Raw genomic sequence first — 11,960 nt, forward strand, 5'->3', positions numbered from 1 at the left:
TAATAGAAATGAAAATAGCTTTAGTTGGTGCAATTGATAGGTATAATTACGGAGATTTGCTTTTTCCAATGATTGTTGAGAAGGAATTAATGAGGAGACTTCCTACTGATGTGGAGTTTGAATATTTTGGGTCAACTGAAGCTGATATGAGACCATCAGGTGGTTTTTTGTGCAAGTCGTTATCTCAATTAGATTCAAGCTTTGATGTTATTATATTTGTCGGTGGGGAAACTCTTACAGCTTCTTGGGCGGATACTTACATTCATTTGCAAACTGGAAAACTAAAAGTTTTTGTTTGTCGATTTTTAAAAAAAGTATTTAGCATAAACTTTATTGAGAAGATCTCTAAACGAGCTTTGAACTATGAATTTATGAACTACCCGTGGACTTTCAGGTCTGGAACAAAAAATATTAAAACAGTAATATACAATACAGTGTCGGGCACACAAGAAGATTTTTACTCAAACATAAGCAAAAATTATCTTGAAGATTTACAGTCATCTTCATACATTTCAGTGAGAGATTCATTAACTTATAGAAATTTAAAAGATATAGGTGTTGAAGATGTCTACGAGTATCCTGATTCAGCCTATATAATGTCGGATATTTACCCTAAGACATGGCTTCAAGAGAATGCTTCAAAAGAAATTTTTGAACAAATTGATGGAACTGAATATATTGTTTTTCAAATAGGGAAGAAATTTTCGAATGGAAATTTAAGCATTATTGAAAAAGAGCTGACTAAAATACTGGAAAGTGAGGATTTGAAGTTAGTACTGTTACCAATTGGTAAAGCTGCCTTACATGAAGACAACATTCCTTTGAAAAAACTTTATAGTGTGATGAACAGAAAAAAGAATCTTAAAAGTAAAATTTTGTTATTTGATGTTAATATTTTCGAAACTATGTATGTAATATCACATTCGAAATTATTCATAGGGACTAGTTTGCATGGGAATATTACAGCATTAACTTACAACGTTCCAACTGTTGCTATTGATAAAAGAATAGGCAAACTAACAGAATTTCTCAAAGACTATTCTGTTCCAGATCAAGAATACTCGGTTCAATATGATCAAATATTTATTTCGGCTAGAAAAGCTATGAAAACACCTGAAGAAAAACTAGCTTATCAATCAAAATTTGTTAAAAAGAAAGTTAGTAAAAATTTTGACAATATATCCAAAGTCATCATGGATGGGATAAAAAAGTAATATATTTTAGAATATCCTGTTTAAACAAGCATTACTAGCTACAGTCATGTATGGTTCAGAAAACAAAAGGGTTTCATTTGCAACGTAGAAAAAATAGAAAATTTTAGTGTTGTAGATTAGAGATGATTTATAAAAGATCATTTTTAATACGCTTTTAAGGAAATATTCTTAGTTGTCTTCTTTTACTTAATCGAAATAGTTGTTTACGAACCGACTTTAGAAGAAGATACTTTCTATGGTTCGCGTGTAATTAAAGATTTAGCAGAGTTTAAATCAATTTCTGATGTGATTGTTTCCAATCGTTACGAGGAAAAATTACAAGATGTAGAGGAAAAAGTCTACACTCGCGATATTTTTGGGAGAGATTAGTAATTTTTATATTATTAATAAGAAAAGTCCGGCTTGCCTTAGACATTCTATCGCAAGTAGGGCTTTTCTGCTATAATAACCAAAAACCTTGAAAGGCTCTATATGAAAAAAATCATTGCGGGGATTCTATCATTTATTGCCAGCTTTGGCATTATTTACTATTTAGTTCTACCGACATTGATGCATTATCCGCGCTTGGCGGGGATGATGTATCGTTTTGTTTATACGGATGAGGCGCTGTGGGCGTTTTTGTTTTTGAGTATGTGGTTGTTCTATATTCAATGGGAGAAGCGGCAGTTGTGGTCGATTTATTTGTACTTGTTTTATAGTGTGTATGCGCTACTGATGTTTATTGTGTTGTTTACTAAGGCGGAGCATTATCATGCGTTGAACTTGAATATTTTTAATATACCATTGATGTCGCCGGCGGCAGTGATTGAGTTTGTGCTGAATATTTGTTACTTTATTCCGCTGGGTGTTTTGTATGGGATGCGAGCGAAGCGGTGGGAAACGGTTGTGTTGTCGTTGGTAACGATTTTTGGGATTGAGACGTTGCAATATGTTTTCTATCTTGGGACGTTTGATATCTGGGATGTTTTGACGAACTTTGCGGGCTGTATGGCGGGTTATCAGGTGTGTATGAAATTGAAGAAGCAGTTTGTAAGATAAGAAGCTGGTGAATAGACGATGTTTTTCGTCATTTCACTGGCTTTTTTTATGGTCACGATCTGGTAGGTTGATCATTGCTTTGATCTTTTTTGAAGGTCGTTTGATCGGGATTCTAGGTTCGCAAGTCGCCGTTTTAGTGGGATGTGATGGGCATCAAAGTAAGTCAGAGGAGGCAATAATGTGAAATTATCAGGATCAAGATATGATTGACGGTTCATCTACAATAAGTTGTTCGATATCTGAGAAAATCCTATAATTTCATCGACTGTGTTCAAAAGATTAATAGGATATTTGCGATAATTTTGTTATTTTTTTGTCAGGATTAGATAAGTTGTTCAAGGGATTAATAAAGGGATTTTTTGCTTTCGAAAGGACAGGTTCGTTTTTATAGAACAGTCAATGCTTAGTGGATCGCGTGTAATCAATGCTGTATAATTAATAAAAAGGAGATGATTAATATGCTAGAGACAATCAAGCGAGCAAAGCTGAACACTGCTGGAGTAATTGCCATGCCGGTACTTGTTATTTTAGGGCTTTATTTGCGGATGCATACCAATTGGAAGTTCAGTTGGTTATTTCTTGCCTTTTTTTGTTCTGTTGCACTCATTCTTCAATTTGGATCGGATACGTTTAAAAAAATGTTGCAGCCAGTTAGAAAGGGTTCTGTAAGGTATATTCTGCTGGCTATGATTCTAAGTTTTGTCCTTGCACTAATTGCGGCTAAACTTGAACCTTTTCTATTGAATACAACTACCAGTGAAAATCCGGTTGTAAAGTTGATAGAACAAAATAGTTTATTGCTGAATGTCCTTTTCTTTCTGACAACTTGGATAGCTTTAGTTGGTGAAGAATTAGCGACAGCGGCAGTCACCTTCCCAATATTCCACTATCTGACCAAAAAAGTAACCTTAAATCAAGCATTTCTGATTAGTTCTATCTTGAGTTCCATCTTCTTTGGAATGATTCATTTACCAACGTATCAATGGAACTGGTATCAATGTATTGTGGTTATTGGTTTGACCAGAATTCCTTTTAATTACGCATGGAAAAGTGCTGACAGTCTCCGCGGTGGATTCTATGCTCATATTATTTATGATTATATTATCTTTTTTGACGTACTTATTGGGGTTCTTTTAAACGCAATGATTAGCTAAACGTTTAGATGACTGCTGAATGGAAATGCAACCGGAGAATCTTCGTTTTCTATCTAATTCTTAATGGCTCTCGTTTTTCTTTAAATGAAATGACTTTTCCCGTGGGAGAGTCATTTTTTTTGCTCGAGAGTATTTAGCAACATCTCTGATCGTAACAGCGATTAATTGACCACGTTAAAAAATGTGCTTACAATTAAAGCATAAGAGAAGTTGTCAAAATTGGAGGGGTTTTTAATGAAAAAAATAATCATGCTCATCAGTGCTTTAGCGTTGCTAAGTATCTTTACTGGATGTAGAAGAGAAAATGACTCAACGAACAGTACCCATTCGACTACAGAAAGCAGCACACTTGAATCGACACAAGCTACTTCAAGTAGTACACAAGAAGTTGAAACTAGCGAATCCTTGCCAACTGTTTCTGATGCTAGCTCTCAGCAACCAGAAGCACCAGTGGTTGAACAACCAAATAATTCTGAACCATCTGGTAATCAACCTGTACCGGACCTTACAGTTGCCCCAAGTCCGGAAATGGCGCTTCAAATTTTGCAAAATCGTGATCAAAACCCAGACTTTGGGTACACTGATTCTGGTCAGGGAACCGATGACTATGGTGCGTATAGAAAGGTAAAAGTAGCCAGCCTTAGTACCATGAAGCAAGGAGGCACCGGAACGTTAGGATTTGTGAAAGTTTATAGCGATGGTACGGTGGTGGACACGCTGGATGCAGGGTTTGAAGGATAGGGAGAAGCAGGCTGTTTCTCTTTAAATGTGAAAATCTGGAGTAGCTATCGACCGCTGTCAAATGAGTGATAGCGGTCACTTTTAATTGGAAGCTATCTAGCAGTCAGCCCAGATTACACCTAAAAACTTTATGCAATATAGATAGCTCAATAGAATGTCGTGTTTTCTCAGTTGAATCTTCAAAGGTTGATTAACCTGTTTGATAATTTTATCTCATGCTGATTGTGGTTGGTTCAATGATAATTAAATCTCCACCGTCATTATAATCGACAACAGTTGCAACAATATGAATGTTTTGGCCTTCTTGCAAAGAATCAGGCTGATTATCCCCTGTGAAGTTAATGGTAGTCGGACTTACATTTTTTAATTGGAAGGATGCGCCGGTAGCAGAAGTTGCGCTGTAATCACCTGCGTAAATTAAGATATCGTATCTGGTACTATAGCCTTCGTGATTTGCGATAGAAGCGATGTTTCCATCAAATTCTATTGTTTGGTCTTTATGATTGGTTGCGAAGTTTCTATAGGCTTCAAAGTCATCACTGGTTTGTAAAATATGCGCAAAATCAGCATTGGTTTGTTCTGTTAAGATAGTTTCTTGCGCTACTGAGGATTCAATCGTAGCTGTGGACGATGTGCTAGAAATACTTGAAGGAGCAGCTGTAGTCGAAGAATCAACGATTTTGTCCGTATCTTCCTCATTCGTACAGCCGCTTAAAGCTAAACTGGTAATGCTTAAAATGGTTGCTATTCCTATAAAATAGGTAGTCTTCATATTGGTAATCTCCTTTGTTTTTCTTGTATTCTCAGCCTTCAGTATACCAGTTTAATTTCTTAACATGACGAAATGTTTGTAATTAAAAAAGTGGATATAGTGCCGGTGAAAAGATTAAATCATTTGTTCAAAAAACTTTTGAGTGACCATATTGTTTTATCTCCCCTCCTTTTGTTCATTTTTATTTAATGATACAATTTTACCTATAGATAGTGAGCTGTACAAAATAAGGAGTGGATGATATGTGGGGAAAGGTCTTAAGCGGTTCTTTTGTACTAACTGTTTTGTTGGTATTAACAGGTTGTTCAGGTGCGGCTTCGGTGGATGACTATGTAGGTATTTCTGAGAAACATTGGGAAGAGAAAGATTTAGCGGATACGAAAGCTATTGCGGGGAAATATTATCTTGCTAATGAAAGTATTTCTTATTCGAGTATTGTTGATTCGGCACAGGCACAAGCACATGAAGCCGTGTTGACGGTGACAGAAGATGGGAAGTTCACATTATTTACCATTGATACACCAGCAGATGGGGCACAGGAACCGCAGCTATTTTATGCAGACGAGGATGCTCAGTTTCATATACTACCGTATCCAGGCTCCAAATTGCAATCAGGAATTGTAGCAACTGAACAGGGTGAAGAGGTTTTTTATTCTTATACAGAACTAGAGGATGTTGTAGATCCGACTCCTTATCGTAATTATGCCCTAAATCCTTTTTTGCGATTCGAGCCTTCTTTGTATAATCCGCAAGAATTTAGTTATTCGGGCACTGATACGGGGATCACTTTAAAGGATGGTACGCTTTATTACGAAGGGAAAACAATGGCGGAAGTACCAGCAGATAAACAAGATATCTACGAATATGCGGACTACAGTACCTATGAATTTGTTACCGATTATGCCAATGTGGCATTTGAAGGTGCACTTGAAGATGAGCCATTATATTATAATGGGTTCATACAATTCGCCCAGAGTCTCAAGCCATCGACAGCTATATTCCAAAATGTAGAAGACGTGGGCGCTTATGAAAAACTGAGCGCTGCGGATATCAAAGAGGGATTTACGAAAGAAAACGAGTTAGTGGAGCCAGTATTTATTCTTGGTAAGCGTTCCGAGGCGGGCATAGTAGAAGACGCTGTATGTTATGATGGTGAGCAGTTTTATGTAGCTGAGAAAATTGATGAAGGGGATACTATCGGCTGGAACCGCATTGAGCCGTATGTACGAGACCCTTATGGCGTTGCGGATTAATGCTGAATATTCAGGAAAACACCAACCTACTATCACACTAGATAGTAAGTTGGTGTTTCATTTATTTACCAATCAATGCACCCGATACCGTAAGCGAAACTTATGAGGCGAGTAGCCTTTGTATTTGCTAAAGATTTTGGAGAAGTGAGAATAGCCGCTAAAGCCGGTGAGCTGGGCGACTTCTTCAAAAGATCAGGCACCGGCGATGATTCCACGGATTGGTGTTCGTATGACGTTGCCGAAAGTGTTCGAAGAAGTGACTTATCGTGGTTTAGGACCTCATGAGAACTACTGCGATTCCCGCGAATCGGTTTACCCTGGGGTATTTCAAGATACCGTGGCTGGCATGTATGTTCCATATGTGTATCCGCAAGAACACGGCAATCGCATGGAAGTGGATTATTTGGACGTGCGGGCAAACGATCACACACTGAAAATCCAAGCACCAAATAAACTGAACTTCAGTGTGTCCCATTATGGGGATGAGACGCTGGAAAAAGCCAAACATACTAACGAATTAGTCGAAGATAATGCGACCTATCTGTACTTGGATTATAAACAAAACGGACTGGGCAGTAATGCCTGCGGACAAGATCAGTTGCAAAAATATCGCTGTACTTTTGATGATTTTGCTTTTGGGTTCGTCTTAGAATAACTAACCAATCTCCTGCTATCCTTGCTTCAACTATGATAAAATAAATGGGAAAGCAATTGAGGAGGAGGAGAACAAATGGCGGAAGGCTTTTCCTTTCGAGGGTTGGAGATGTTGCCGGTATCGGTGAAATTAAGTACAGAAGAAATAATGAGCAAAATGACCTTTGAGGGTGCGATAACCCATGAGCATCTAAAAAATGTAACCTTTGAGTATTTCATGATGACCAAAAGCGACTTGGAAGAATTACTGGAAAAAATCGGACCGGTTGATCCAGAAAAACCAGCACTGTACCAGATAAAAGGAACCTTGATTTCCAGTCGACTCAAAAACGATGCAGTCGATGGGTATTACTATCCGACACACTGGGGCTTTTTACGAGTGAATTTGTTTGAGGAAGAGGAGACGTCGAACTGACGCTCCTTTTTTTGTGCCTGAGAGTGCCAGTCCTACAGAATTATGTCCATTGCTTCAGCGCCACAAACCCACTTAGTATCGAAAAAATGAATGAGCGAAGTCTTTCTCACAGCACCCGACACTTAACCCCAAAACCCTCAATCACCGCTTTATACTCAGCCAAATCTTCGGTATGTAACTGGGGAATATCCTGTAAGGCATAATCTCGATCTAAGTAAGTATATTTTTGCTCGCCAAATTGATGGAAGGGTAATAGTTCTACCTGTTGAATGCCCATCTGATTGAACAACTGTGCGAAACCTTTCGCATCCTCCAACTGGTCGTTAAACAGTGGAATCACTGGCACCCGCACGATCAGCTCCAAATCCTTTTCTAAAGCTAATGCCAAATTATCCAAGACTGGTCGCAAAGATACTCCAGTGCCTTGTTTGTGCTTGTCCTCATCGTAGTGCTTCACATCCAAAAACAACAGATCGACTTGTTCAATGTAGCGTTCAAAGACCTCCCGCCGGGCAAAAGCAGTGGTTTCGCTCGCTGTGTGAACCCCTTTTTCCTTTAATTGCCGCAACAGCTCGGTAGCAAATGCCGCCTGATGCAATACTTCTCCGCCAGAAAGCGTCACGCCGCCGCCGGATTCTTCGTAAAAAGGTTCATCCTGCATCACTTCAGCAATGATTTCTTCGAGGCTTTTATATTCGCCGACAGTGGTGTAAGCTTTTTTTTGATTGTCCCACATTTGTTCAGGTTTTCCCTTTTGCGATTCCGGATTGGAACACCAGAAGCAGCGTAAAGGACAGCCTTTAAAGAAGACGACTGTGCGGATGCCCGGTCCGTCGTGGAGGCTAAATTTTTGGATATTGAAGATACATGCTTTCTCCATGGGATGTAACTCCTTTCTTGTCAGCTTTAGTTTAACAGAAAAAGTTTGATACGTAAATATAATTAGTTACGAACGAAACTATAAAACAAACCTTTAATTGTGACCTATTCCAGAATATGATACACTGAAAGCACCATAAAGGAGGATTTTATGTCTAGAGAAGAAGATATCATTTCGATCGTAAGTCAAAAAAAGAAAATCGAAGTCAATGAACTGTCGGAGTTACTGAATGTTTCCAAAGTAACGGTTCGCAAAGACCTAGACAAACTAGAAGCTCGCGGCATTATTCATCGCCAGCATGGTTATGCGTTGTTGAATAATTCTGATGATATAAATTACCGTTTGGCTCACAACTATGACTTGAAGCGCAAGATTGCTTTAGAAGCGGCGAAGATTGTGGATGATGGCGAGATTGTCATGATTGAATCGGGCTCTACCTGTGCGCTACTGGCAGAGGAACTGGCTTTTAACCGCAACGACATCACGATTATCACCAATTTTTGCTTCATTGCTTCTTATATAAGAAAGGCTGAATCGGTGAAGGTGATCCTACTGGGTGGGGAATACCAGAAGGAATCGCAAGTAAACGTCGGTCCCTTGGTAAAAAAAGTCGTCAGCGAATTTTTCGTAGACAAGCTGTTTGTCGGCATCGATGGTTTTGATAAAAAGCGGGGGTTTACCGGCAGTGACATTACTCGTTGTGATACCACAAGAACCTTAGCAACCGCAGCTAGCCAAACCATCGTCCTGACCGACTCCAGCAAGTTTACCCAAAATGGTGTGATCTCGGAATTCGGCTTTGACGAAGTCAGCAAAGTCTTTACAGATAACAGCATTCCAAAAGAGACGGCTGAATTTTTGCAGGCTAAGAAAATTGAATTATTTACTACCTAAATATTGCACAGTTGTGCAGTATTTTTTTTATTTGTCCAAAACCCCGTTTTCCATTGACCGGTCACGCCGTCACATGCTATTATAGTTACGAAAGAAGTTATTATTTATTTCGAACGTAAATAGGAGGAAACGCGATGACTACCCAAGTAAAGGAAAGAACTGAAGAGCAGCAACCGTATTTTGGCCGTTTAACCGATCGTATGAATGAGTACCGGGAGTCGGTCCTGACCAAGAAGCCATATATTTGTGCCGAACGTGCTTTGTTAGCTACTGAAGCGTACAAGGAGCATCAGAATCAGCCAAGTGTGATGAAGCGAGCCTTGATGTTAAAGAACATTTTGGAAAAGATGTCTATCTACATTGAAGATGAGACCTTAATTGTCGGTAACCAAGCAGCTTCCAATAAGGATGCCCCGATTTTTCCTGAGTATACGTTGGAATTTGTCATCAACGAGCTGGATCTGTTTGATCAGCGAGATGGTGATGTCTTCTATATCACCGAGGAAACCAAAGAAGATTTACGTTCGATTGCCCCGTTTTGGGAAAATAATAACTTGCGTGCTAAAGCAGGCGCTTTATTGCCAGATGAAGTATCGGTCTTCATGGAAACCGGCTTCTTCGGCATGGAAGGCAAAATGAATTCCGGCGATGCCCATTTAGCAGTGAATTACCAAGAAATGTTGAAAGTTGGCTTGAAGGGCTACAAGGAACGGGCGCTAAAGGAAAAAGCGGCCTTGGACCTGACCCAACCAGAAAGTATTGGCAAATACCATTTCTATAATTCTGTTGTCATCGTATTGGATGCGGTGAAGACCTATGCGGATCGTTTTTCAGCCTTAGCCAAGGAACAAGCGGCAACGGCGGAACCAAAACGTCAAGCGGAGCTACTAGAAATCAGCCGCATTTGTGCCAAAGTTCCCTATGAACCAGCGGAAACCTTCCAAGAAGCGGTGCAAGCGGTCTGGTTTATCCAATTAATTTTGCAAATTGAATCCAATGGTCACTCGCTGTCTTATGGTCGCTTCGATCAATACATGTATCCTTATATGAAGGCTGATCTAGAAAGTGGTCGCAGCACGGAAGCGGAAATGGTGGAACTGTTAACCAACCTGTGGATCAAGACCCTGACTGTCAACAAAGTCCGCAGCCAAGCCCATACCTTCAGTAGTGCCGGCAGTCCGTTGTACCAAAACGTTACTGTAGGTGGACAAACCCGTGACAAAAAAGATGCCGTGAATGACTTGTCTTACCTAGTCTTACGCAGCGTTGCTCAAACCAAACTGCCGCAGCCGAATCTAACTGTGCGTTATCATTCGGGGCTAGATGCTCGTTTTATGAATGAATGTATTGAAGTGATGAAGCTTGGTTTTGGGATGCCGGCGTTCAATAATGATGAGATTATTATTCCGTCCTTCAAGAAAATTGGCGTCACCGAAGAAGATGCTTACGATTATAGTGCCATCGGCTGTGTAGAAACGGCCGTCCCTGGTAAATGGGGCTATCGCTGTACCGGGATGAGCTACATGAACTTCCCGAAAATTCTGATGATCGCCATGAACGACGGCATCGATCCGGTGTCTGGCAAACGGTTTGTCAAAGGCTATGGTCATTTTAACGACATGAATTCTTATGAAGACCTGCTGGCAGCTTGGGATAAAACCGTTCGTGAATTAACCCGCATGAGTGTCATTGTAGAAAATGCCATCGATCTTGGATTAGAACAAGAAGTACCGGATATTTTATGTTCAGCCTTAACCGAAGATTGTATCGGTCGGGGCAAAACCTTGAAAGAAGGCGGCGCCGTTTACGATTTCATTTCCGGTCTGCAAGTGGGGATCGCTAATCTAGCCGATTCACTCGCAGCGATTAAGCAACTAGTATATGAAGAAAAACGCGTCACTCAAGCAGAACTGTGGGAAGCACTAATGACCGATTACGCCAGCGACCGCAGCCAAGAAATTCAAGAAATGATCCTAAACGAAGTACCAAAATACGGCAACGATAATGATTACACCGATCTTTTAGTGACGGAAGCTTACGACAGCTACATTGAAGAAGTCAAAAAGTATCCCAATACGCGTTTTGGTCGCGGACCAATCGGCGGCACTCGTTATTCCGGTACCTCGTCCATCTCTGCCAATGTCGGACAAGGTCGTGGCACCATGGCAACACCAGATGGTCGTAACGCCTGGGTACCACTGGCTGAAGGTTGTTCACCATCCCATAATATGGATAAAAATGGCCCAACTGCTGTCTTGAAATCTGTCTCTAAGCTAAGAACCGATGAAATCATCGGCGGCGTGCTGTTGAATCAAAAAGTCAATCCGCAAACCTTAGCCAAAGAAGAAGACAAACAAAAATTGATCATGCTGCTGCGAGCATTCTTCAATAAGCTCCATGGCTATCACATTCAATACAATGTCGTTTCACGAGAAACCCTGATCGACGCCCAAAAGCATCCGGAAAAACACCGCGACCTAATCGTCCGAGTTGCCGGCTACTCTGCCTTCTTTAATGTCTTATCAAAAGCCACACAAGACGACATTATCGAACGGACCGAGCATGTGATTTAAAACGAAAGTAGATCATCCTTTCTGAGAGAGGGTGGTCTTTTTTTGCTTTCAACTGATCTGGCACGTATCGCATTCTATGTTGGAGTAGGCATCTGGTTAAGGGAAGAATAATTTGTCGTGCAGTAGTCTTCTTCTCAATCAAAAGAATTTATTTGCCAAGCATAATCGAAAAAAACTTATTATTTGAAATATATGCGAAATAGAAAGGCAAGGAGTGGGGCATCATTGGCGAAAAAGTAAATTATGGAAATGTTTTTTAGAGCAGTATATCAATTATGTATAAAAATAATAATGATAAAAAAGTTAATAATAATATCTTTGTGATTGTATTTAGATTATATTTTTGAGTAAATATTTATAATTTTATTGAAA

At 39.9% G+C, this 11,960-nt stretch carries 11 protein-coding genes and 2 pseudogenes; 10 read left to right on the forward strand and 3 right to left on the reverse strand.

The window, feature by feature from the left end; genetic code table 11:
• The first annotated feature begins 8 nt into the window (after positions 1–8).
• The 5 genes and pseudogenes from IGI42_RS12100 (at position 9) to IGI42_RS12120 (ending at position 4,147) form a co-directional block, all read left to right on the forward strand.
• Positions 9–1,214 (forward strand): polysaccharide pyruvyl transferase family protein, encoded by a 1,206-nt coding sequence (locus IGI42_RS12100; protein ID WP_438716111.1) that lies wholly within the window; start codon positions 9–11, stop codon positions 1,212–1,214.
• A 189-nt stretch (positions 1,215–1,403) separates the two neighbouring features.
• Positions 1,404–1,583, forward strand: a pseudogene (locus tag IGI42_RS12105) (UDP-glucose 6-dehydrogenase); the annotation flags it as partial.
• Between the two features lie 102 nt (positions 1,584–1,685).
• The gene (locus IGI42_RS12110) at positions 1,686–2,252 is read left to right on the forward strand and encodes a VanZ family protein (protein ID WP_438716112.1); all 567 of its coding nucleotides are present in this window, start codon (positions 1,686–1,688) and stop codon (positions 2,250–2,252) included.
• Positions 2,253–2,710: 458 nt separating this feature from the next.
• Entirely contained in the window at positions 2,711–3,406 is a 696-nt protein-coding gene (locus IGI42_RS12115) for a CPBP family glutamic-type intramembrane protease (protein ID WP_438716114.1), read from the forward strand.
• A gap of 234 nt (positions 3,407–3,640) precedes the next feature.
• A complete protein-coding gene (locus IGI42_RS12120; protein ID WP_438716115.1) occupies positions 3,641–4,147 on the forward strand; it encodes a hypothetical protein in 507 nt (168 codons plus the stop codon).
• A gap of 208 nt (positions 4,148–4,355) precedes the next feature.
• Here the strand turns inward: IGI42_RS12120 and IGI42_RS12125 are convergent, their stop codons facing one another.
• Complete coding sequence (locus IGI42_RS12125; protein ID WP_438716117.1) at positions 4,356–4,919, reverse strand: DUF4839 domain-containing protein; 564 nt, start codon at positions 4,917–4,919, stop codon at positions 4,356–4,358.
• Positions 4,920–5,161: 242 nt separating this feature from the next.
• Between IGI42_RS12125 and IGI42_RS12130 the strand changes: the two genes are divergently transcribed.
• Positions 5,162–6,172: a hypothetical protein gene (locus IGI42_RS12130; RefSeq protein WP_438716118.1), complete on the forward strand. Its 1,011-nt coding sequence runs from the start codon at positions 5,162–5,164 to the stop codon at positions 6,170–6,172.
• A 72-nt stretch (positions 6,173–6,244) separates the two neighbouring features.
• Here the strand turns inward: IGI42_RS12130 and IGI42_RS12135 are convergent.
• Positions 6,245–6,319, reverse strand: a pseudogene (locus IGI42_RS12135) (hypothetical protein); the annotation flags it as partial.
• Positions 6,320–6,338: 19 nt separating this feature from the next.
• On the opposite strand from IGI42_RS12135, the gene IGI42_RS12140 reads away from it, so the two are divergent.
• Together IGI42_RS12140 and IGI42_RS12145 are read left to right on the forward strand one after the other, a co-directional pair.
• A complete protein-coding gene (locus IGI42_RS12140; protein ID WP_438716119.1) occupies positions 6,339–6,827 on the forward strand; it encodes a beta-galactosidase small subunit in 489 nt (162 codons plus the stop codon).
• Between the two features lie 75 nt (positions 6,828–6,902).
• Positions 6,903–7,241: a hypothetical protein gene (locus IGI42_RS12145; RefSeq protein WP_438716120.1), complete on the forward strand. Its 339-nt coding sequence runs from the start codon at positions 6,903–6,905 to the stop codon at positions 7,239–7,241.
• 106 nt (positions 7,242–7,347) lie between these two features.
• Here IGI42_RS12145 and IGI42_RS12150 read toward each other — a convergent pair whose 3' ends face one another.
• Positions 7,348–8,121, reverse strand: coding sequence for a glycyl-radical enzyme activating protein (locus tag IGI42_RS12150; RefSeq protein WP_438716121.1), 774 nt, complete (start codon positions 8,119–8,121; stop codon positions 7,348–7,350).
• A 150-nt stretch (positions 8,122–8,271) separates the two neighbouring features.
• On the opposite strand from IGI42_RS12150, the gene IGI42_RS12155 reads away from it, so the two are divergent.
• Together IGI42_RS12155 and IGI42_RS12160 are read left to right on the forward strand one after the other, a co-directional pair.
• Positions 8,272–9,015 (forward strand): DeoR/GlpR family DNA-binding transcription regulator, encoded by a 744-nt coding sequence (locus IGI42_RS12155; RefSeq protein ID WP_438716122.1) that lies wholly within the window; start codon positions 8,272–8,274, stop codon positions 9,013–9,015.
• A gap of 134 nt (positions 9,016–9,149) precedes the next feature.
• A complete protein-coding gene (locus IGI42_RS12160; protein ID WP_438716123.1) occupies positions 9,150–11,588 on the forward strand; it encodes a glycyl radical protein in 2,439 nt (812 codons plus the stop codon).
• Positions 11,589–11,960 lie beyond the last annotated feature (372 nt).

It is taken from the genome of Enterococcus sp. AZ109, from assembly GCF_051714625.1.
GTDB lineage: Bacteria > Bacillota > Bacilli > Lactobacillales > Enterococcaceae > Enterococcus_A.

Bases quoted from the DNA above. Each gene is read 5' to 3' on its own strand.
- IGI42_RS12115 (WP_438716114.1), top strand. From the start codon at position 2,711: ATGCTAGAGACAATCAAGCGAGCAAAGCTGAACACTGCTGGAGTAATT.
- IGI42_RS12160 (WP_438716123.1), top strand. From the start codon at position 9,150: ATGACTACCCAAGTAAAGGAAAGAACTGAAGAGCAGCAACCGTATTTT.
- IGI42_RS12150 (WP_438716121.1), bottom strand. From the start codon at position 8,121: ATGGAGAAAGCATGTATCTTCAATATCCAAAAATTTAGCCTCCACGAC.
- IGI42_RS12125 (WP_438716117.1), bottom strand. From the start codon at position 4,919: ATGAAGACTACCTATTTTATAGGAATAGCAACCATTTTAAGCATTACC.
- IGI42_RS12130 (WP_438716118.1), top strand. From the start codon at position 5,162: ATGTGGGGAAAGGTCTTAAGCGGTTCTTTTGTACTAACTGTTTTGTTG.
- IGI42_RS12120 (WP_438716115.1), top strand. From the start codon at position 3,641: ATGAAAAAAATAATCATGCTCATCAGTGCTTTAGCGTTGCTAAGTATC.
- IGI42_RS12110 (WP_438716112.1), top strand. From the start codon at position 1,686: ATGAAAAAAATCATTGCGGGGATTCTATCATTTATTGCCAGCTTTGGC.
- IGI42_RS12145 (WP_438716120.1), top strand. From the start codon at position 6,903: ATGGCGGAAGGCTTTTCCTTTCGAGGGTTGGAGATGTTGCCGGTATCG.
- IGI42_RS12155 (WP_438716122.1), top strand. From the start codon at position 8,272: ATGTCTAGAGAAGAAGATATCATTTCGATCGTAAGTCAAAAAAAGAAA.
- IGI42_RS12100 (WP_438716111.1), top strand. From the start codon at position 9: ATGAAAATAGCTTTAGTTGGTGCAATTGATAGGTATAATTACGGAGAT.